The organism is Imperialibacter sp. (assembly GCF_040222385.1).
Taxonomy (GTDB): Bacteria; Bacteroidota; Bacteroidia; order Cytophagales; family Cyclobacteriaceae; genus Imperialibacter.
Genome location: NZ_JAVKDF010000035.1, coordinates 192,098 through 214,481, shown reverse-complemented (window position 1 = coordinate 214,481; position 22,384 = coordinate 192,098). Strand labels below are relative to the sequence as shown.

Genomic DNA, 22,384 nt, shown 5'->3' with positions numbered 1-22,384 from the left:
GAAGCTTATTAACTAAGAAAAATATGAAAAGAGTAGTTGGTACGTTGATGTTGGTGTTTTTTGGAGCGGTTGCAGCCTTTGCTCAGGATTCGCCTCAGTCCACGCCTGAGTTCAAAAGGAACAAGCAAGTGTTTGAAATGGCCTCTTTGTTCAACGATGCTGCCGTAGCCAGAACAGCGCTGTATAACATGATTGCCATTGATAGCAAAAATCCAGCGCTACTTGACTCACTGGCTCTTTTATACTACGAATTTCAAAATTATTCATCTGCCGCCATCGTGACTCAGGCAGCACTGCGGGCCAATCCCAGCAACCCATTGATGCTGGAACTTTCTGCTATTTGCTATGAAAGTCTTGGCTTGCCCGACAGAGCACTCGCACAGTACGAAACGCTTTACATGAAAGAAAATAACCCTTTGACACTCTACAAAATGGCGTTTCTTCAGCTACAGGTGAAGCACTACGTGGAAGTAAACACGTCAGCGGATATTCTGCTGGCAAAGCCGGAATTGAAGGAGACCAAGATCGTGTTTCCTAAAGCAGATGAAACCACGCAGGAAGTAAGCATGCATGCTGCTTTATATAACCTCAAAGGGCTGGCAGCCAAGGCTCAGGGAGACAATGTTGGAGCCAAAGCCATGTTTGATAAAGCGCTGGAGGTGTCCCCCGATTTTGAAATAGCCTTGAAAAACGCTCAGGAAGCAGTCTCTAAATAAATCTCGCCTTTTAAATTCTCCAGTCTCCGAAATCTGTAGAGGAATTCAGCCAGGTAAAATGCGCCTACGCCGGTGGAGATATGCCATAGAAAATGCGTGCCCATGGGCAGTGCATTTTCCTTCCAAGCATCCAGCTCCCTGAAGGCAAGTGCCAGCACGAACAGCGCTATCGAAGCCCCGATTATTCCTGCATAACGGTACTTAATTTTGTTTAGCAGCAGCAAAATTGGCAGAAAAAGGAGGGTGCCTGTGATGGCGTATGAGATATTGAGTGCGGTATGAGGTGACACAATAAAATACATGCCATACCTGATGCCCGCCGCAGGCACAATGATATACATGATTTGCCACCACTTGGGCAATACTTTGATCCAAAAGTAAATGCTGAGCGAGATGGTCAAAACGGCTGTGGGGAAAACGTCCAGCCACAGGAAAAACTCACTATTGCGGAATGCATGAAAGAGTGTGCTGCCAAGTCCGCCCAAAAACAGCAACGGCATGCAGTAAGCCAGAAAGAGATAGTTCTTCAACTCTTTGTTAAGCTTGAACGCCCAATAAACTGCCGGGAGTAGAATGAGCAGCGAGGAAATAGCATTCCATGGCTCTACTATGATCCATTCAGGATGAAATTCATGGTACACGGGCCCCCCGTCAGGCAGGCTGGCAAAGTACCGTGCATGCTCTGTATTGTTGGGTAAATCAATTACCTGCATAGTTAATCACCTCATTTACTTCTACTTGCGTCCCGTTGATCGGGGATATGTGCCGAACACATAAAGTTCTGAACAAAATAGACGTTAAAACACTTACTAAATAGTATACCAGGCGACAGGAAGTGATGTTCATCATTTGTTTCAGGCAAATTTTCGCACTTCTCATTCGCTTAACAACACAAAGTTATCATGAATTTATCACGCCCAACAATATTCTTTATTGCAGGACTCATTTTATTTACTTCAGCGGATATTGCCGCTCAAAGGGAAGGAGGAAAAGTGGATGTTGTAGGGAAGATCGTTGATGCAGGTAGCGGTGACCCTCTGGAATTTGCTACGGTTTCCTTCTATACGCCCGACTCCAGCCTTGTATCCGGCGTTGTTACCGACCTCCAGGGCCAGTTTAAAATTGAGCTGGCACCCGGATCCTATTACAGCCTGGTGCAGTTTGTTTCATACGAAGACAAGTATTTCTCAGGAATAACCTTAGCGGAGGGGCAGAAACGTATGAATCTGGGCACCATAGCTGTGGAAGCAGACAGTGAAACCTTGCAGGAAGTGGTGGTGGAGGCAGAGAGAGGCCAAATGGAAATGAGCTTCGACAAACGCATATTTAACGTGAGCAAAGACCCAAGCAATGTGGGACGAACTGCCACACAACTGCTCGACAACGTGCCGTCAGTTACCGTTGACACCGATGGAAATGTGGCGCTTCGGGGAAGCCAGAACGTAAGAATTTTGATTGATGGAAAACCATCCGGGCTGGTGGGGATCAGCGGTTCAAACGGGCTCCAGTCGTTGCAGGGAAGCCTGATCGAAAGCATTGAAGTAGTGACAAATCCTTCGGTTCGCTATCAAGCGGAAGGATCGGCGGGTATTATCAACATCGTGCTGAAAAAGGATGATAGAAACGGGGTAAATGGATCTTTTGAATTGAATGCTGGCTACCCGGCCAACTATGGAGCCAGCGCCAATGTCAACTTTCGCAGAGAGAAAATAAACTACTTTGTTAACTACGGGGCTAACTACCGGGAGAGCCCCGGCGGAGGTAGCTCCTTTCAGCGATATACGCTTCCCGACACCTCATTTATTACAAGAAGAACCGAAGACAGAACCAGGGGGGGCTGGGCACACAACCTGCGAGCCGGAGCCGATTTCTTTGTGACCCCAAAAGACATCATTACAGTATCGGGAGTGGTGAGGTACGAAGACGGAGAGAATGTGAATAATCTGATTTACGAAGACTTTAATAGCAACGACGTGTTGCAGAACAGAACGGGTCGGGTCAATACCGAGCAGGAAAATGAACTGAACTCAGAGGTGACGCTGAACTATGAACGGTCGTTTGACGACGAAGACCGCAAGCTGACGGCCTATGCTCAGTACAGGGATAATAACGAAACAGAAGACTCTGATATCGAACAACGTTTACTCGAAGGCGAAGACATAGATATGATTATGTTGCGCCAGCGGTCGCTCAATGATGAAACGGAAAGGAACATTCTGATTCAATCCGACTATGTGCATCCTTTTTCAAAGGATGGCAAGTTCGAGGCAGGGTTCAGGAGCACATTGAGAAGAATCAATACCAGTTACCTGGTAGAAGAGCAGGATTCGGTTGGCACCTGGAATAATCTCGTGAACTTCACCAATGATTTCAGATATACGGAGAATGTGCATGCTGTGTACGGCCTGATCGCTAATCGCCATGGCAAGGTGTCGTACCAGGCTGGTTTGAGAGCCGAGCTATCCGATATCCAGACGTTGTTGCTGCAAACCGACGAAACAAACAATCGGCTTTATGCCAACCTTTTCCCAAGTATCCATGCCAACTATCATCTCAACGAAACCCACTCCTGGCAGGTAAGCTACAGCCGCAGGATCAGCCGGCCAAGGTTCCGGGAGCTGAACCCTTTCTCTTCTTTTAGCGATGCAAGGAACATACGCACGGGTAATCCAAACCTGAATCCCGAATTCACCAACAGCTATGAAATTGGCTATTTGGTCAATGGAAAAACGTCTACCATATACGCTGGCGTGTACAACCGCCGAACCAGTGACGTGAGCCAGAGAGTGAATTACGTGGATTCCGATGGTGTAACGTTCTCACAGCCGCTCAATCTCGCCTTCGAAAATGCTTTTGGCGTAGAGTCAAATATTTCCAAAGACTGGTTTGACTGGTGGACATCAAGCCTCAACTTTAACTTCTACCGGAGTATCATAGAAGGGGACTTTAATGGAGAGTCGCTCAACGCCGACACCTACACGTGGAGTGGGAGGGTAAATTCCAGGGTCACACTTTGGAAGAAAATCAACTACCAGGTGAATGCTTTCTACAGAGCGCCTCAAAATACGCCACAAGGTGAAAGGCTGGCCTACTATGCCATCGACATGGGGCTGAACAGAGACATCCTCAACGGCAATGGCACTATCAACTTGAGTGTGAGGGATATACTCAACTCCAGAAAGTGGAGGGGCATCACTCAGGGAGAAACATTTTATCAGGAAAGCGAATTTCAGTGGCGTGCCCGCCAGTTTATGGTCAGCTTTGTTTACCGCCTCAACCAAAAGAAAAGAGGAGGAGGCCGGGAGGAAAGAGAGGACTTCGAAGGTGGTGAAGGCGACTTCTAGACTCCAGCCGTTTTAATCACTCCTTCATAAATACCGGCTTTCCACCCACAAACGTAGCTATCACTTTGGTGTTTCGAATCTCGTCGCCTGGGATGGAAAGAATATTTCTATCCAACACCACAAAGTCGGCTAGCTTTCCCGGCTCAAGGCTGCCTTTTATATTTTCCTCAAAAGAGGCGTAGGCAGCATCAACGGTATAAGCCCGGAGCGCCTGCTCCGCTGTTATCTTTTGCTCAGGCACCCAGCCGTCCGGGTCGGCACCGTCCAGGGTTTGACGGGTGACGGCGGCATAAATACCTTCCAGTGGAATGGGGGGTGCTACAAACCAGTCGCTGCCAAAAACTACCCTGGCCCCGGCATCGAGCAATGATTTGAAGGCGTAAGTTCGTTTAATGCGCTCAGCGCCAATTACTTTTTCAGCCCATCGCCCGTCGTCTATGGCGTGATAGGGTTGCACTGATGCAATGATGTTTAGCTCAGCAAACCGCACGAAATCATCAGGAAGAATATGCTGTGCATGCTCAATGCGGAAACGACGGTCTTTTGAACCGTTTTCTTTTTCTACTTCTTCAAAAATACCGAGCAGCGTGTGGATAGCCCGGTCGCCAATGGCGTGTACCATCACTTGCAGGTCGGCTGAGTCGGCACTCTTGACCCACCGATGGAGGTCGTCTGGCGTATTGACAAAAAAACCGGAGTCGGTGGGTGTGTCGGAAAATGGCTCGTAGAAAGCGGCTGTGTGCGACCCCAGGGAGCCGTCCACAAAACCCTTCACGCCACCAAACCTCAGCCACTTGTCGCCGCCTTTATATGCTTCTGCATCTTTCAGGGCATTGCGCCAGCTAGCCAGCGAACCTGTCACATACACCCTGGTGGTCATTTCTTCTTCTTTATGAAGCTGAGCATAGGCCTCGTTCATATCGTTGAGCGCATGTACCGAGGTTACACCGTGAGAGGCCACATATTCCATAGCAGTTTTGGCCGCTCTTAGCTGTTGTTTGAGAGAAGGGTCAGGCAACACTTTGTAAAAAGGTCTCCTGGCGTTGTCCTTAAAAATGCCTGTAATATTACCGGCTTCATCTCTTACAATAGTTCCTCCGACAATATCTGCCTGCTGGTTGCTGACATTTGCCAATTCCATGGCTTTGCTGTTGACCAGCACCATATGACCGTCCAGCCGGTTGATGAACAATGGATTTTTGGCTGTTACGCTGTCGATCCAACTTTTTTGTGGCAGTTCGCCATCCCAATTTTCGTGGTTCCAGTCACCGCCAAGTATCCACTCACCAGGCTCAATGGTGGCTGCATAGGCTTTGATACGTTCAATAAATTCTTCGGGTGTGTCGGCGTCTCTGAGCTGCACCGACAGCAGGTTATAGCCACCGTCCATAAAGTGGGTGTGGGTATCGATGAAGCCAGGGATGATCATCTGGTTATCGTAAGCTTCCATGGCAGTGTTGGAGCCTTTGTAGGCCAGCATTTCTTGCAGACTGCCTACGGCAAGTACCGTGTCGGCCTTAACCGCCATGGCTTCTGCCTGTAGATTGCTCTCATCGCCCGTCCAGATAAGCTTGGCACTCACGATCAAATCGGCTTCAATGCCCCTGGAGCACCCAACGCTAATTATTAAAATGGCAATAAGTGCAAATAATTTATTCATGGTTATAAGGGATAAGTAGTAGACTTTGAGTAAATATGCAATAAAACTGTGATTGAATAAATAGAAAAGGCTTCCTGATTTTTTGCAGAGAAATGGAAGCTTTCAACTGGAAGGATTGTCTTTTAGTAAGTGCTGTTTGCTTTATTTTTTTTGTGAGCTGTTGCAAATGCCCTGGGTTTTACATGAACTGAACCATTAGTATATCCCTATCATGATCCAATGAAGGCTATTTACTCTTTTGTTTGCCTCGCTTGTTTGCTGGCTTCCTGCACAAGCCAACCCGATAACTACGAACTCATCGAAGGCGAATGGAGGAATGTGTCGCTGCAACTGATCCAGCATACTATCGCCAACAGCTCAGCTGACTCCACACTGACCATCAAGAATGGCGACTGGGACAGCGTTCTCCAAATGCGCCCGATCCGAACTACCTTCAATAGCGATGGTACCTACATGTCCCGCTACTATAACCTTAGCGACTCTCTGATTTTTGAGTCGGGAGGGCATTGGCATTTCATTGGCGACAGCCTCTACCTGTCGTCCGACGAGGGCGACAATAGCTACCTTTTTCAACTACTGGAAAACAACCAGGCCAGGTTCGTTTCCCGCCTCGACTGGGACAATGACGGCCATCCGGACGATGAGTACGACGGTATTCAGCAAAAACAATAGAACAATTTTTCACATTTAAACTCCTCATGCAACCCTCTATTTCTCCCAAGGTCTTTGGTATAGAATTTCGAAAGTTTTGGAGAAAGCAATTGCATACAGGTTGGAGGATTCACAAGCATATACAGTGACGGAGGAAGGGAAAAGCGCCGTTGTCAATATCCATCAGTCCCTTATCGACAGTTGTCGGGAGGGGAGCAGAGAGGCGCAATACCAGCTTTACAAACTGTATAACAAAGCCATGCTGAATGTGGCATGGCGGATAGTGAACAACCAATCTGATGCAGAAGACATCCTGCAGGAGTCTTTCTTAAGTGCCTTTCGCAATATTCAGTCGTACAAGGGCGACGCCACCTTTGGTGCCTGGCTAAAGCGGATAGTGGTGAACAAAGGTATCAACCACCTTCGCAAGCGAAAGCTGGAAATGAGTGACCAGGAAATTGGTGAAGTGGACGTGGCCGAAGAGCAAACTTCGGTTGAAAATGATCCTGAAGTTTTGTTAAGTGTGGAAAGGATCAAGAGAGCCATTCCACAACTTCCAGACGGTTTCAGAGCGGTGTTGTCGCTTTACCTGTTGGAAGGCTACGATCATCGTGAAATTGCGGACATATTGGGCATAACAGAATCAACATCGAAGTCGCAGTTTAATAGGGCAAAAAGCAGATTGAGAGAAATTTTGAAGTCGGAGGTGAATTATGAGTAGTCGTTTAGAAGAATTTATTCGCAACCACAAGGGGGACTTTGATGACAAGGAAGCCTCCGATAAGGTATGGGCCAACATTAGCAAAGGGCTTGATAAAGACAAAAAGGAACCTGTTCCCATGTGGAACTGGACATGGAGAGTAGCGGCAGTGTTTTTCTTTCTTACCAGCTCCTGGTTTGCAGTGGAAAAAGTGATGCAGTACAGGGAAAACGGAGGAAATGAAGTGGCTGTAAGTGAAGAGTACAAGGAGTTTGTGGAGGCTGATCACTATTACACAACATTGATCAGCCAGAAGAAACAGGAGATAGAAGACTTTCGCCTGGCCAATAGCGATCTCGAAGAAGAGTTTTTGCAGGATGTGGAGAAACTTGACTCCATGTACATGGACTTAAAAAATGAATTGAAAAGCTTTCAATATAATGAGAAACTGATGGATGCAGTAATTCGCAATCTCCAATTGCGTGTCGAAATTCTAAATCAACAAATCAGTCTTCTGCAGCGGATTCAGCAGAAAAAAGCGCAGGAGGAAGCAGTTTCTATTTAAGAGAAAGATCATGAAAAAAGGAATGTATAAACATTTGAAATATTCGGCACTGGCCCTTTGTCTGCTGTTCGTGGCAGACTTGGCGAGTGCTCAGGGCTCTGAAAAAGAGAAGAGGGTGTCGAAATCGTACAAGGTAAATGACAACCGCCTCGAGTTTTCGGTAAGGAATAAGTTCGGGAAAGTGGAGATTTCTACCTGGGACAAACCACAAATAGACGTGGAGGTGGTGATCAAAGTAGATAACCGAAATGAATCCAGGGCCATGAAGATGCTTGACCAGATCAATGTCACTATCATGGAGTCGTCGCAGGCGATTTCGTTTGAGACGAGAATCGACGGCAGTTTGAACAACCGCAACAACGAAGAGTTCGAGATCAACTACACGATTAAAATGCCTTCGAACCTGCCGCTCATAGTGAAGAACAGCTTTGGCGACACCTACATTGGTTCCTACGATGGCCCGGCCACCCTTGACATTGCTTATGGCAATATCAAAGCCGAAACATTTTCGAACGATCTCAGGCTGGAGCTATCGTTTGGTAGCGGCGACATTGCCAGCACCAAAAAGACCGATATGACGGTGAAATACAGTAAGCTCGATGTGGGCAAAGTGGGCAACGCTACTATCAATAGTCAGTTTTCGGACCTCGATATTGAAGAGCTGCTGGACGTGAACCTCGACGCCAAATATGGCAGTGTGGAATTCGGCTCGCTCAACAACATCACAGGTAGGGTGAGCTTCTCGGGCTTTGAACTCGACCTGCTTCGGAAGTCAATGGATCTGACCACCAGCTACTCTGGCGACTTCACAGTGCGCAAGGTGAGCAAGGGCTTTCAGCGCATCAGCCTCGACGGTAAGTTTGGGTCGTTTGATATTGGATTGGAAAGTGGAGCCAACGCTTCAGTAGAAGCCAACCTGAAGTACTGCGACATGTCGTACTCAGGTGTGCCCTTCGAATTCAATTATGTGGTGAAAGACCACAACAGCAAGGAATACCGTGGCAAGCTGGGCACGGGCCAGGGTGGCACCATCAACCTCAGCAGCGACTACGGTGATGTAAGAGTAAGAACAGTGCAGTAATAAGCAATAATTCAAGTCCTTAAAGGCCGTGCCAGTGGAAACTGGGCGGCCTTTTGTGCCTTTTCCCGTCACCACTGACGCCAGATATATTTAACCCTTTGTAAGGCTTTATGTAGTTGTGCCTGGAACTATACCTTTCCATTATGTTTGCTCGTTCAGCTAATTTCTCTAAAATTGCGAGCGGGCTTTTGCTAGCAATTGCTTTCCCCTGGAACCATCAAGTTTTTTCTTTAAAAGTTCTATCAAGAATTTTCGTGCAACCACTATGTATATACCCGAGGAGAACGACCGTCACGCTCCTGATTTACTAAAACCTGGTCAGTTGAATAAGCTTTTACAGCGCCAGCTTGAACAGTTTCTTTCTGCTGGTGAAACGATACCCCCGCATCTTGAAGGGTTCCTGCAGACCGTTAGCGAAAGCTACGAAAATTTTGAAAAGCAGCTGTCTGGCGAAGAAATCCGCTCTCTCGTGTCTCAGCAAATCGGCAGTATGGGTACCTGGGAATTGACTTTGGACAGCCAGAACCCTCTGAGAGGACAGTTGGATTGGTCAGAAGAGATGTACGGGATTTTCGGGTATGCCAGAAATGAGGTGCCGGTAACCCTGGAGCTCTATTTTGCTCACTTGCTACCTGCCGACAAACGGCTGGTGGAGACCACTCTTGGGCAAATGATTGCATCGGGAGAAGATTGCCGCATGGAACACTGGCTGATCAGAAAGGACGGTAGCGAATGCTTCGTGTGTCAGAGGGGAACGCTCGTGCGTGACCCGGAAAGTGGTGAACCCCTTCGGCTGATTGCCATAGTGCACGATATTACGGGCCAAAAAAGAGCGCAGGAGGAGATACAGAATAAGGAGACTCATCTTAGTATGACTCAGCGTATTGCCAGGGTGGGTAGCTGGGAGATGGGCCTGCAACAGTCGCTGAATTCGCTTGCCGGCTCTCTTCGGTTGTCTGACGAGTGTTATCGGATTCTTGGCTATGAACCAGGAGAGATTGTTCCTGACGTTCATGTAATCACTTCGCACATTCACCCGGATGATAGAAAAAGGGTGCACGCCGTAGTTGGGGAAGCAATGGCGGTATCGTCGCCTTTTGAGGTAGAATGCAGAGTGATTACCCGGCAGGGCCAGTTGCTTCATGTAGTTGGCCGTGGTGAGATAATCATTAACGGCTTGCGCAACAAGCCAGTGAAAGTGATTGGTATATTGCAGGACGTAACCGAGCAGAAGCGAGCATCTCTGTCACTGGAAGAGGCCAAGGCCAATTTTAAAAACATTCTCGAAAATACCGATACAGCATTTGTACTGCTTGACGCTGAAAGAAGAATTCTATTGTTCAACCGGCAAGCCGATGAATTGGCCAGAAGAGAGGCTGGATATGCAATGATTATTGGTGAAAAATACGAGGACATCGTGCTGCCAGGCAGGAAGGAAATAGTAAGGCAAGCACTGGAAAGTGTAGCGCTTTCGAAGCAAAAGTTGGTCTACGAGTCCCACTACGCAAATGCTGACCGCCCGGAATGCTGGTTTTCTGTAAGCATACATCCCATTGTAAGTGAAAATGATGAGCTCATCGGTATGAGCGTAGCCACCCATGAGATCACGAAAGAGAAAAATCATCTTGAGCAAATCAAGGTGAGCAATGAGAGGTACGAGTTGGTCACCAGGGCTACGAAAGATGTGATTTGGGACTGGAATCTGATGGATGACATGGTGTATCGTTCAAATACTTTCATTGAAGTGTTTGGAGGAATAAGCGTAGCCGATGAAATGCTCAAAGATGGATGGATAGAACAGGTGCATGAGGAGGATCAGGCTCGTGTGCACCAGCACATGATGAGCTGCATAGAGGACCCCCGAGCCAATGTGTGGGAAGATGAGTATCGGTTTTATCGGAAAAATGGTGAATTGGCCTACGTCAGCGACAGGGGCCTGATTATTCGCAACAGCCAGGGCCAGGCGGAGCGAATGGTAGGGGCCATGAGAGACATAACTACTCAAACGCTGCTTGAAAAGGAAAGAGACAAAATCACCAACGACCTGCTGCAACGAAACGTGGCACTTGAGCAGTTTACTTATATAGTTTCACATAACCTGAGAGGGCCTGTTGCCAACATACTTGGGCTTTCGGGGTTGCTAAAGTCCTCTGCGCTGGACGAGCAATCCTTTCAGATGTGTTTAACCTCCATGGAGTCCACCACAAAAAAACTCGATCAGGTCATTAAAGACCTGGACCAGGTATTACAGGTGCGTCAGCAGCTCACACAAACAAAGGAAAAAATAGGCCTGCGTGGACTGGTGGAAGAAATTCAAGTGATGATAGGGCATGAGCAGGGGCACAATGATATTTGGGTAAATATTGATTTTTCAAAAACAGATGAGGTGTACAGTTTAAAGAGCTATTTGCACAGCATTTTTCACAACCTCATTACTAATAGTGTTAAGTACAGAAAACGTGATCAACCGTTGACTATCGACATAAAAAGTGATCAATCAAACGGGTACACCGTGCTTACCTTCAAAGACAACGGCACAGGCATAGACCTGAAAACCAATGGGGAAAAGGTTTTTGGACTGTATAAGCGATTTCATGAAAGCGTCGAAGGAAAAGGTGTGGGATTGTTTATGACCAAGACGCAGGTAGAATCACTGGGAGGAAGAATTCACCTCCAAAGTGAACTGGGTGGTGGCACAGAGTTTACCGTCGAGCTGCCGCTTGGTTGACACTAGGGGAGGGATCTCGTGCCAATGTGAGCTGAGTCGTTTTTTTTGCATCAATCTGTATTTCTGGGGATCGAGTGTTTGGTTTGTGGTTAGATAAAAAAGCAAAACTGGTTCAATGCGTCTCGCCCGGCCGGGCTTCTCCAGTCGGATAAGCTTGGACCTTTTGCTTTTTTATGACCACTTGGGACATTGGGTTTAAAGGTCAATTTCCCCAGATTTTCCGCTTGATCCGTTTTTTTGTTATGGATTTTGCCCACAGCTTATGCATATAGCTGAATGCGGGTAAGTAAACAAAAACCCCGCATCAAAATGACACGGGGTTTACCTGTGCTGCCAACTTGTTTTATCGTGATTACCTTTTTATCGGATTTTTCATTTATCCAGCAGATTTTATTCGGATAAAACCTTCTTATCCGCCATACCAGTTGCTTTCCCAGCCTTTGCTAATACCCAACTTTAGCCCTATAGGATGTTTATTGAGGTACACCACTACAGGGTATTCAGCACCTGTAGCGTCGCCCTTGAATTCAGCCCCGCTCAGTGTGTAAACCTTGCGATTGTCTGCATTTACCTGTTTCACAAAGTAAACGAGGTTTTGAATGGGCTCCGGGCCTGGATATGGTTGCTCAAACTCCATCTTCAGGACATCTTCATTGTGACTAAAACCAGCGATTTCCATTTGAAAGTCCCATGTTTTTCCTCCGTCTGTTGTAGTGGTGACAATGGAGACCTCCTGGTCCTTTTCCTCCACTATCACATCACTTGTATAAGGCTCCCCGATGGCGCTACCGTCGGCACGGAGCATGGTGGCCGTAATGCTATAGATTGTCTCAATCGGCTTGACTTTGCCCTCAAAGGTGAGAGGCTTATACACGTAGGTATTGAGTGCTTTTTCAATGTTGGAATTGGTTAAGGTCAGGACCGCAGTTTCCGGGGTTGGTGCCGGATTGCCGTAGGTGTCGTTGAACTTTACCTGCACATAGGAGGCGGGCTCATTCTTTGGATCGGTGTTTTCATCCACGATGATGCGGAAATTGGTTCCACTGTTGTTTTCTCTGATCCTGATCCTGTGAATCCGGCCGCAGCACGGCCGTTCCACCAACACGTTCTCAGTAAAGGCGCTCACGGGTTTTCCATCAAAGCCCATCAGGATGGCCGTTACGCTGTAGGCTTTGTCTGTTTCCAATAAGTCACCAGGGCCCTGGGCCACGTAGGTGGTGCCACCGTTTTCATCGTTCTCAATACTTCGGGCTGTGGGGTAGGCAACTTGCTCTATTATGCCGTTTTCAGTTTTGATCATCAGTTCGATGCGTTCTACTATGCTCGAAGCACTGTTGCCATCCAGTACTACCGACGTTCTGAAGTAGTTGTCTTCACGGCGCCTTCTGATCTTTACCCTTTTGACACGGCCTGTGAAATCGGCTTTTTGAATGACGGTTTGTCCGCCACCGGGTTCGCCGATAATTATTCCTTCCAAGTCGGCCATGGTCACACTAGTGGTGAAGATGCCGCCTGTAGGATCAGTGGGTGTCCAGACAAGGCTGTTCACTGTGCCAAGCTTTTTCTGTAGCTCGCTTAGTGTAATCTTCTCCGGTGGCTTCATGCCGCTCATGGATTCAGTAAATGCGATATCTATTTTACTCACCACACTTGCCGGATCGTTGTAAATAGGAATGGAAACAGCCAACTGGAAGCCCTCTTTGCCGCTGGCACCTGTGCTGAGAATCGTTAGTTCACCAAGGCTTGGCGCCTGCAAGATAGCTTTGCCCCTTTCGTCCACATAGGCATCATAGTGGTGCGATTGCACCAGGCTGCCTTTGCTGTCAAAATACTGTAGGTCGATAGTGACCACCGAGCCTTCATACCCATTGTCGCCGGGGCTGTAGGGAATGGAATACTGTGTGTCAATTTTACCGAAGTTTAAAGAGAGGTGCTCGCTCCCTCCGTGGTTGCCTTTGGAACTGATTGTAAGCACGGTCTTTCCCTTTTCGTCGGGCACCACCGAATTGTCTCTCACTACCACTTTGTGTTTGCCTTTATTGGTTGTTCGGAAGACCACATTGGGGATGCCCTGGTCGTTCATTTCGAGGTCGTCGTTGGTCAAAGCCTCGGTCAGCAGGTTGATGTCCTGCGGCTCGATGAGCTCGATCTGTTCCTGGCAACTGGCCAGCAGAAGCAGCATTGTGAAATATTTTAGCGAGTTGGTTTTCATAGGAATGCTGATGTTTGCGAAAATAAAAATATGGCATGTTTATGCCTGATTTTCACTAAATGAGGAATTGCTGGAGCTGAATGAGTATTCGTTAGGGGAAGGTGATTTTCAGACGCCGCCTGTAGTGTGTTTTGTTGCGCTTATAGCTGCCTCAGAAGAGGCTTAGCCGAGGCTGATCCTAAAGCACTTTCCTTCCCTTGTCATCAAGCCGTTGTCGCTTGGTGAGGAGTAAGACGCTATTTCTTCCCCAAACCTCTCGTAGAAACCAAACGACTTTGGGTGACTGGAGCTAAGGTAGATGTCAGTGAAGCTCAGCTTTCCATAGTAGGGTATGATAACCTCTTTCAGCCATCGCTGCCCAATGCCCTGGCCCTGCTCCATGATATGGAAGTATTTGAGGATAAGAGATTTTTCGGGCTTCGGTATCGGATGCCTCGATTCAATTGTTACCAGCTCGCCATGCACCATAAAAAGAGCGCCCTTCAGTTCTTCGCCCTTCATCAGTAAGTGCGAATCTATCCCCAGGGTGGCTTTCTTTTTCACCCCATCAAAAAAACGGGTAGCATGGGTCAGCTCATTGTAGTCGTCCCAGTCGTTGGCAAGTTTCCATTGTACATAGTGCCCTGTTGGGGCCAGGAATTCAGAATGGAATACCTTGCTGAGGAGAAACGACCAGTCGCCTGAGGTGTACAGTGTTTGCATAACACCACAAAAGAAGTAAATATATGGTTCGCCCGGTAGAGCGAACCATGCAAAAGCGGGGATTACTGCTGCGCAGCCACACTGTCGGCCGGTTCAGCCATTGGGTCAATATTCATTCCTTCCAGCTCGCCCTCCAGCCTGGGAATAAACGTGGAGCCAGAGAAGTCAGGGTTGTTCACAATATCCGAAATGGCTTGCTTTCTCTTTTCCATGTCCTTTTCGTTCAGTGCGATCCTGCCAAATTTGGCGGCTGCAATGTCAACAGGCTTTGGCGACAAGTTTTCTTTTTTTACCCAGCCTGTTTCTATCCAGGTGCCCTCGTTGCGTTTGCCAACAACTTCCGCCCAGTCGTCCTGCAGGCTTTTTATGGCTACAATATCCATTTGGCTGAAGCTTTTGTCGGACTTGGTGAGCAGGTCGGGCCTTTTATAAATAGACACATCATCGGTGAACACAGCGGCCATGCCTCCCTCAATCACCAGCAGGCTTTGTGCCCAGCCTTCTTTGCCATCAGCCAGGCTCACCCTGGCATAGGCCCGGTTGTTGTCGCTGGAGTCAACAGCAGACTCTCCCAGCAGGGTTAGCGTTTCACCGATACTAATAGAGGTGATGTACTTGCTTTTAGCATTGGGCTCAGCTCTTACGGAAAGATTGTCCCACACGCATACCGCAGCGAGTGGTTGGGCGCCTGCTTCGCTTTCGTCGGTACTAGCCTCACCTTCCATCGCCGTATCACCGGTGGCGGAAGTTTTCTCTGTTTGTGAGCATGCTGTCAGGAGAAAGGTTGACAGAAAAAAGAATGCTATCTTTTTCATAGTTAGGTTGGTTTGGTTGTAGTAGTTAGATAATTGTTTCTTCAAAATAGAAATAATAAAGATGTAATGAATCATCTATTTCAAAAAAATCCACATGGAAACTACAGCCAGATCAATTGGATTGAAATACTTGCGCTACGATGATTCCCTGTAAAGGCAGTGAGAATAGAATGCAAAAAACGAAAGCATTGCGGTCTGACGCAGCCGAATAGTTTCAAAAACTAAGGAGGCAGATTAACTAAAGCCGGTAGAAACACCGGCTTTTTTGTGCGTTAAATATTCCACCAGTAAGTAAACTTCAGCACAATGGCTCTGTTCTTTACATTGAACAGTCCCGACTCATAGGGCGTTGGCAGGTAATTGTCGGTATACACTATGAACAAGTCGGAGGCCGGCGCATAGCGCCACTGTATCCTGGCATTCAGGTTCACATTGTCTTGTTGATCGTTGTACTGCAAAAAGCCCGTGAGATAGAGCTTGTTAGTCATAGTCACGTCGAGGCGTGGGCCAATCAGCCAGAAGTTGGTAGTGTTCCATGGCTCGTCCATCACTATCTTGTTGTAGCTCGAGCTTAGGGCTATGCTTACATAGGGCTGGAACCGGTAGCCAATATCGGTGGTAAAGTTGAATCTTGTGCCGTCGTTATAGTAGCCGCCATAGCGGGTGCTGAACCCATAGGTGAAAACACTTTGTGGCCGACTGCTAAACTCAGTGCCCCATGAGGCCCAATTGTGTTTTGTTCCTGTTTGCAGGCTGTCTTTGCCTGAGTTGGTGGGGTCAAAGGGAAACAACAGTTCCACATAGTCATAACCCCGCCACACTGTAAATCTCTCCTGCTTTCTGAAAACGAAATTGTAGCTACCGAAGGTAGTGTTGTCGGTCAGATAGAAATCCGGTTTAAACACCGTGTATGTGCCAAGCGTAGGGCCATGGCTGAGCAGCAGCTTGCCTTTTGGAAAGAAGTTGTAGCTCACCTGAGGCGACAAACGAATAAAATTTTTGCGGGGCACATAGCCTGCCTCGGCAGTAAAGTTTTTGCCCACATATTCGTGCTGCCATGCCACTGTCAGTTTCCTCCCGGAATACTGTAGGTTGGCCGCCTGGGTGAAGTCCTGCCCTTTCACGTCGGGGCTAAAAGACTTAAGGAAGAGCGCTTTGCCTGTCAGCTTGTTGTTTGATGTGGCCAGGTTGTATTCCAGCCCCATGTTGCGGTTGTACTGCGAGTAAAACGGCTTATCCGAGCTGAGGTCAGGCGTGTAGTTGATCGACTCTTTGTTCACAAACAGGAAGCCTATATTGGAGCGGGCGAAGACCCTGCGTTGCACTGCCATCACGGCAAAATTCTGTGAAGGGAGGGCAGTCTTTTCCACCTTTCCTGTTTGCATGTCCATCAATCCTACCCGCCAGTTGCGATTGATTCTTCCGCTGAGTCTGGCACCAAACTGAATAGGCACTCCCAGTCCAACTCGCCGGGAAAAGAAGGGGCGAATGGAGGAGTAGCCAAAATTGGCAAAGAGGTCGCCGTTTTCCAGAAAAAACTGTCGTCGTTCGGGAAAAAATAACTCAAAGCGATCGAGGTTGGTCACTTGTCTGTCTACATCCACCTGCGAGAAGTCGGGGTTGATAGTGAGGTCGAGGTTCAGCGACGAGGTGAGGGCAATTTTGGCATCGGCTCCCACGTCGCCGGTCACGTCGGCGTCGGTGCCCTCCTCATAGTTTTTCGTCACCCGACCCAATGTGTAGGGAATCACCGAGATGTTGGGCCCGGCGGCTGGTGGCGGCTGATCCCAGACGAGTATGCCGGTGTAAGCTAGCGAAGCACTGGGAAACTGCCGTGGCACAGGTGCCCAGCTGGATTTCTCGGTTGTTTTCAGGTCGAGGCGACTGAAATTGATGCCCCAATTGGTGATGCCATTTTTGTATCGGATGCTTTTGAAAGGTACGGCCATTTCGAACACGTAGCGGTCGTCGTAGTTTTTCACCGCCGAGGTCCATTTGTTGTCCCAGCTGAGGTCTACCGAACCTCCGTTGTACATAATGCCATCCCATTGCGCACCTGCTGCATTGGCGCCAAAACTGAAGCCATTGGTTTGGTCGTCAAAGGGATCCATGAACAGCAGGAAGTTGTCATTTTTGCCGAAGCTGAAATCTCTTCGGAGAGACTCCACATAATAAGGGCCTTCAATGGGCCCGTGAAAGCAGGTGGCTATCAGGTAGAGGGTGTTCTCATCGTAAGTCATGCGCACATCGGTGCGCACTTTGGCAAAGCTGGTATCCATGGGCAGGATACTAAAGAAGTCGGTAGCGACGTCGGCGTCGAGCCAGGCCTGCTCGTCCATGGCACCGTCGATAACTATTGGTGAAGATGCCTTTTGGATTTGGAGCTTATAGTCTTCATTTTTTTTCTGAGCAAAGGTGACATGCCGTGCTAAACTCATCAGCGTCACCAGGAGTAAAAAATACTTCACGTAGTAGGGGTATTGTTTAAGAGGTTCTGGCAAAAGTAAAACCTTATTTCAAGTTTTGAACGACGGATTTGACCAGCGGCCATAAGTCAGTTGATTACGGAACCTGAAAGCATTTTCGTTCGCATGAGAGATAACAAGTTCCATGTTTTTTTAAAGCCATTACTTCCATCGGCATTAGTCATATTTAGCCACGATTGAGCTGCGTTTTTTTAAAGTAAAAAATTGAAGACTATCGCTTTTCAAAGAAAAAAGTCACTTGTGTTAATAGCAGGTATTCAATACTATGAAGTGAAACGCATCGTCTTAATTGATGGGTGGTTGGAACTTGTTTCTGTAAATCCTGTAGATTTATAACAGGTTCAAAATGCAATTTCATATTTCTTGTCTGATAATATTTATCTTATTTGTTGATATTTTACAATTTTTATTATAAATAATTACCTCATATCACTTTTAGTCAACTTTTGGTGGTATGGAACAGCTTTACGAAAGATTAATAATTCGGATAAAATAACAGAAAAATAGGCTGTGGCATCAGATTCATTCGACAGCCTTTATGAGAAGAAAAATGTTATCGGAAGTTGACAAACGTATTATTGGGGGTTTTGCGACGGCTTTTTTGCTTCTGGTTGTCACCATGTTCTTTTCCTACCGGAATATGTCGCAGTTTCGTTCCATCACCTTTGAAGTATCGCACACACACGAAGTGCTTTTTCAAATTGAAGCGATTTATTCAAATCTGCTTGAAATTGAATCGAGTCGGCGGGGCTTCCTGATCTATGGAGATAAATCCTTTGAAGACACCTACAAACAAAGGAGCAAGGATATTGCCGTACACCTGGATAGCTTGGAAAAGTTGGTAGCCGACAATGCCAGGCAGCTCCAAAGTTTAGATACATTGGGACAGCTAATAGCGCAAAAGATTGCTTTGGGGGCCGTAGAAAGTGCTGGTATTCAACAACTTACAACTCCGCCAAATCGAAATTCATTGACAGGCAAACAACTTACTGATGGCATCAGACGGATATCGGAGGGTATGAAGAGCAATGAAAGAGATTTACTAGGCAAACGGGTAGGTCTTGCAAATGCCGCCAACCGCCAGTTTTACCAACTGTATGTCGCCTTTGGGTTGATAATTCTATTGATTTTTGTGATCACACTGTACATAGTTCGGAGTCGGATGAAGGAGCGTTTGGCTGCAGAAAGGGCCCAGCGGCAGCGTGCGGAAGCAATCAAAGACCTTTACGACAATGCACCTTGTGGCTACCATTCTCTTGACGATAGCGGTAACTTTATTGAGATAAACAACACGCTGTTGCGCTGGCTGGGCTTCAGCAAGGAAGAGGTATTACACAAGAAAAATTTCTCAGATTTATTGAAGGAAGAAGAGCGGGAAGTTTTCAAATCGAATTTCCAATTGTTTAAAGAAGGCGGGAGGGCGGATGCCGTGGAATTCGAGCTTGTCAGAAGTGACGGTACTTCTTTCCCAGCTATATTGAATGCAACGGCTGTAGTTGACGAGAACGGAAAATTTATTAAGGACCGTGCTTCTATCTTCGATATCACCGCCAGAAAGCAGGCAGAAGAAAAGGCTCATTTTTTGAATGCCGAGCTGGAAGCATTTAGTTACTCAGTTTCGCACGACTTACGGGCGCCTTTGCGGTCAATTGATAGTTACACGAAGATTATTGCAGAAGAGTACAATGACAAACTTGACGATGAGGGTAAAAGACTGATCAGTATCGTGATGCGGAACGCTGCCCGGATGGCCCGGCTCATCGACGACCTGCTTGATTTTTCACGCCTGGGCCGGAAGGAGCTGATCAAGTCTACCTTTAATATGAAATTGCTGGTGCAAAGTGTGCTGGAAGAAATGGAGGTGCGGAACGATGATCCCAGGATTCTCCTGAAAAATGAAATAGAGCTTGATGCCTGGGGGGATAAAAAAACAATACGGCAGGTTTGGTACAATCTTATTTCAAATGCGATCAAATACTCCTCGAAAGTTTACCGAGCTGAGCTAGCTTTTGGATGTTATTCGGAACCTCACCGGCAAGTATACTTTATAAAGGACAACGGCGTGGGGTTTGATATGGCCTATTATGATAAACTATTTGGTGTTTTCCAGCGGCTCCATAGTGCGAAGGAGTACGATGGAACCGGAGTGGGTCTGGCTTTGAGTCATCGGATTGTTTCCAGGCACGGAGGGGATATATGGGCAGAATCTAGCCCCAACAAAGGTGCGACATTTTACTTTAGTATACCTACGAAAAACACAAAAGATGATAGCTGAAATAGAAGTAGAGCCCTATTTAGTGATTGTAGACGACAGTGAGGAAGATGCAGAACTCACCACCAGGGTGCTCAAATCTGGAAAGTTGATCACGAGCGTTGTGCATTTCTCTGATGGAGCGGAAGCTCTGGAGTATTTCTTTTCAGCTTCATTCAAAAGGCTACCCGTTCTCATGTTGCTGGATCTGGACATGCCAAAGGTGGGTGGGCTGGAAGTTTTACGAAAGATAAAACAAGACGAACTGAAAAAACACATCCCTATTGTGATCATGTCATCTTGTGGCGACGATAACGTGATCCGGGAGTCTTACTCCCTTGGCGTGAACGGCTTTGTGAGAAAACACGTGCAGTTTGAGAAATTCAGGCAGGAGATGCTGTGCGTTGGCGATTTCTGGTTAAGAACCAACTACTATCCCGGCAACCCGAACCAAACTGACCAATGAACAAGTCCAGTTCTTTGCGAATATTGATCCTGGAGGATTTTGAAGAGGACGCTGATCTCTTAAAGATAAATCTTAAGAGACAAGGTGTAGTGTTTGAAGACGTTATCGTAGACAACAGGGATGATTATGTAACCCAACTGATTGACTTCAAACCGGACTTGGTGCTGTCCGATCACCTGCTTCCTCAGTTTGATTCTACCGAGGCGCTCAAAATTTGCAGGGAGGAGATGGGAGATATACCCTTCATACTCGTGACTGGCACGGTATCGGAAGAGTTCGCAGTGTTGTGCCTCAAGCAGGGTGCCGACGATTACATACTTAAGAGTAATCTGGCACGCCTTTCTTCGGCTATTTACAATGCCATTAATCAAAAGGAAGGAGAAAGAAAGCGCAGGGAAGCCGAGGCCAACTTGAAAAAACAGAACCGGCAACTGAAGAAAATCAACGGAGAGCTGGACAGCTTTGTTTATAGGGTATCGCACAATCTCAGGGCACCGCTTACCTCGGTACTGGGTCTTATACAGCTATCGAAGCTAAACGGAGTGTCTCAATCTGAAGTAGAAAAATACCTAAGCTTGATGGAACAAAGCGTAGTGAAGCTTGACAATACTGTACGAGGTATACTTGATTATTCACAAAATACCCGCAAAACGCTTGAGTATGTGGCAGTCGATCTTGATAAGGTTATTACTGAAAGCATATTCAATTTCAGGTACCTGGAGAGATTTGAGTCAATAGACATTTTGAAGGACATCAAACAAGATGTTCCCTTTCATTCTGATGCGCTGAGGCTCACTTTTATCTTTGATAACCTCATATCCAATGCTATCAGGTTTTCGAAAAAGCTCACTGATGAGCCTCGCTTCATAAAGATATCGGCTGTGGTTGATGAGGAAAAGGCGATCTTGTCTGTGGAAGACAACGGAGTGGGTATTGACCCGGAATACCGTAATCAGGTTTTCAATATGTTTTTCAAAACATCTGAGTCTGGTGCTGGTCTTGGATTGTATATTGTAAAGGAAACTGTAGATCGGCTAAAGGGCAGCATAATTTTGAGTTCTGAGCCTGATAAAGGCACTAAGCTGACCATACAAATCCCGAATCACGCAGGTTGAGAAATAATGCAATCAGGCAGGCCATACATTGCCGCCAATTCTACCATTTTTTTATTGAGTGCTTCCGTGTAGTATTTGGGCATTTCGTTTTGGTGTTCAAAGAAGCGCTGGTACTTTTCGTTGAGGTGTGGAAAGTGCGCTGCTATGGCTTTCATGACAAGCACCTTACTATCTGCAGCATTATTGCCAAACAGCGTCAGGCTGGCTGGCATTACGTATTTGGCTCCCACTCTTTGAAAACTGCCCATCATCTGGTGAAGGTGTTCGCCGGTATCAGACAGGTAGGGTAATAGAGGCATTAGGCTTACACCTGCATGAAATTGCTTGCTCAGGCAGTCGCTGAGGGTGACCAGCCTTTTCGAAGGGGGTGTTGCTCCCGGTTCAAAAATATGTGCGAGCTGGTCACTAACTGTCGAGAATGAAAAGGTAATCAGCAGGCCCGAGGGAGCTTTGTCTTTGAGGTCATCAGGCAAAATAGCCTTGCTTTTTATTTCCTGCAGCAAATCAAAATCTCTGGAGATAAGATCCGACTTCGTAATTATGTGCAGAGGGAACCTGTATTTCATGATTACCTCAAGCAGGCTTCTGGTTACTTTGAAGGTCTTTTCTGCTTGTAAATATGGTTCGGTTGCAGAAGAAAGCACTATGTAGCCGTACTGCCCCTTTCGGGCCCGCAGCGCCAGGGCCTTATCAAGCAGTGCTGGAGCATTTTCCTTTACCGCCAGCTTTTCCTCCATATGGACGCCGTATTTGCTGCCCCGGATATGGCAAAACAGGCAGTTGAACGAGCAGCCGCTATAAGGGTTGATAGTATAATCGTCCAGAAACCAGGGATCCCGCCGTTTGGTTTTATTGAGAATGGATTTGGCCTGGATGAAATGTGGCATAGGGG

17 protein-coding genes are annotated in these 22,384 nt (G+C 47.1%); 10 read left to right on the top strand and 7 right to left on the bottom strand.

Annotated elements, in window-relative coordinates; translation table 11 throughout:
* The first annotated feature begins 23 nt into the window (after positions 1–23).
* Positions 24–716, top strand: a complete 693-nt coding sequence (locus tag RIG68_RS16790) for a tetratricopeptide repeat protein (protein WP_152000489.1) — start codon at positions 24–26, stop codon at positions 714–716.
* Here RIG68_RS16790 and RIG68_RS16785 read toward each other — a convergent pair.
* The gene (locus RIG68_RS16785) at positions 695–1,429 is read right to left on the bottom strand and encodes a ceramidase domain-containing protein (protein WP_350124682.1); all 735 of its coding nucleotides are present in this window, start codon (positions 1,427–1,429) and stop codon (positions 695–697) included. The genes RIG68_RS16790 and RIG68_RS16785 overlap by 22 nt on opposite strands.
* Before the next feature lie 189 nt (positions 1,430–1,618).
* Between RIG68_RS16785 and RIG68_RS16780 the strand changes: the two genes are divergently transcribed.
* A complete protein-coding gene (locus RIG68_RS16780; protein ID WP_350124679.1) occupies positions 1,619–4,060 on the top strand; it encodes a TonB-dependent receptor in 2,442 nt (813 codons plus the stop codon).
* A 16-nt stretch (positions 4,061–4,076) separates the two neighbouring features.
* On the opposite strand, the gene RIG68_RS16775 is transcribed toward RIG68_RS16780, so the two are convergent.
* Positions 4,077–5,720, bottom strand: a complete 1,644-nt coding sequence (locus tag RIG68_RS16775) for an amidohydrolase (protein WP_350124676.1) — start codon at positions 5,718–5,720, stop codon at positions 4,077–4,079.
* Positions 5,721–5,939: 219 nt separating this feature from the next.
* Here RIG68_RS16775 and RIG68_RS16770 point away from each other — a divergent pair, with 219 nt between their 5' ends.
* From RIG68_RS16770 to RIG68_RS16750, 5 genes are all read left to right on the top strand, one after another.
* Complete coding sequence (locus tag RIG68_RS16770; protein WP_350124673.1) at positions 5,940–6,392, top strand: DUF5004 domain-containing protein; 453 nt, start codon at positions 5,940–5,942, stop codon at positions 6,390–6,392.
* A gap of 76 nt (positions 6,393–6,468) precedes the next feature.
* Complete coding sequence (locus RIG68_RS16765) at positions 6,469–7,092, top strand: RNA polymerase sigma factor (RefSeq protein ID WP_226940571.1); 624 nt, start codon at positions 6,469–6,471, stop codon at positions 7,090–7,092.
* Positions 7,085–7,636: a hypothetical protein gene (locus RIG68_RS16760; protein ID WP_152000494.1), complete on the top strand. Its 552-nt coding sequence runs from the start codon at positions 7,085–7,087 to the stop codon at positions 7,634–7,636. Before RIG68_RS16765 ends, RIG68_RS16760 begins: the two co-directional genes overlap by 8 nt.
* A 10-nt stretch (positions 7,637–7,646) precedes the next feature.
* Positions 7,647–8,717, top strand: coding sequence for a DUF4097 family beta strand repeat-containing protein (locus RIG68_RS16755; RefSeq protein WP_350072162.1), 1,071 nt, complete (start codon positions 7,647–7,649; stop codon positions 8,715–8,717).
* Between the two features lie 322 nt (positions 8,718–9,039).
* Positions 9,040–11,445 (top strand): PAS domain-containing sensor histidine kinase, encoded by a 2,406-nt coding sequence (locus RIG68_RS16750; RefSeq protein ID WP_350124670.1) that lies wholly within the window; start codon positions 9,040–9,042, stop codon positions 11,443–11,445.
* Between the two features lie 409 nt (positions 11,446–11,854).
* Here RIG68_RS16750 and RIG68_RS16745 read toward each other — a convergent pair whose 3' ends face one another.
* The 4 genes from RIG68_RS16745 to RIG68_RS16730 all read right to left on the bottom strand — a co-directional run bounded on the left by RIG68_RS16745 (position 11,855) and on the right by RIG68_RS16730 (position 17,612).
* A complete protein-coding gene (locus tag RIG68_RS16745; RefSeq protein WP_350124667.1) occupies positions 11,855–13,657 on the bottom strand; it encodes a hypothetical protein in 1,803 nt (600 codons plus the stop codon).
* Positions 13,658–13,819: 162 nt separating this feature from the next.
* Positions 13,820–14,359, bottom strand: a complete 540-nt coding sequence (locus tag RIG68_RS16740) for a hypothetical protein (RefSeq protein ID WP_350124664.1) — start codon at positions 14,357–14,359, stop codon at positions 13,820–13,822.
* A gap of 62 nt (positions 14,360–14,421) precedes the next feature.
* Positions 14,422–15,174: an SH3 domain-containing protein gene (locus tag RIG68_RS16735; protein WP_350124661.1), complete on the bottom strand. Its 753-nt coding sequence runs from the start codon at positions 15,172–15,174 to the stop codon at positions 14,422–14,424.
* Positions 15,175–15,446: 272 nt separating this feature from the next.
* Complete coding sequence (locus RIG68_RS16730) at positions 15,447–17,612, bottom strand: DUF5916 domain-containing protein (RefSeq protein WP_350125786.1); 2,166 nt, start codon at positions 17,610–17,612, stop codon at positions 15,447–15,449.
* A gap of 586 nt (positions 17,613–18,198) precedes the next feature.
* On the opposite strand from RIG68_RS16730, the gene RIG68_RS16725 reads away from it, so the two are divergent.
* From RIG68_RS16725 to RIG68_RS16715, 3 genes are read left to right on the top strand one after another with little or no spacing between them, the layout of a single operon-like run.
* Positions 18,199–19,935 carry a CHASE3 domain-containing protein gene (locus RIG68_RS16725; RefSeq protein ID WP_350124659.1) on the top strand — a complete coding sequence of 579 codons (1,737 nt, stop codon included), beginning with the start codon at positions 18,199–18,201 and terminating at the stop codon, positions 19,933–19,935.
* On the top strand, positions 19,925–20,377 hold the full coding sequence (locus tag RIG68_RS16720) for a response regulator (protein WP_350124656.1): 453 nt from the start codon (positions 19,925–19,927) through the stop codon (positions 20,375–20,377). Before RIG68_RS16725 ends, RIG68_RS16720 begins: the two co-directional genes overlap by 11 nt.
* Positions 20,374–21,492, top strand: coding sequence for a sensor histidine kinase (locus tag RIG68_RS16715; RefSeq protein ID WP_350124653.1), 1,119 nt, complete (start codon positions 20,374–20,376; stop codon positions 21,490–21,492). The genes RIG68_RS16720 and RIG68_RS16715 overlap by 4 nt, the downstream gene beginning before the upstream one ends.
* Here the strand turns inward: RIG68_RS16715 and RIG68_RS16710 are convergent.
* Complete coding sequence (locus tag RIG68_RS16710; protein WP_350124650.1) at positions 21,480–22,379, bottom strand: SPL family radical SAM protein; 900 nt, start codon at positions 22,377–22,379, stop codon at positions 21,480–21,482. The two genes, RIG68_RS16715 and RIG68_RS16710, sit on opposite strands and share 13 nt — an antisense overlap.
* Positions 22,380–22,384: the final 5 nt, after the last annotated feature.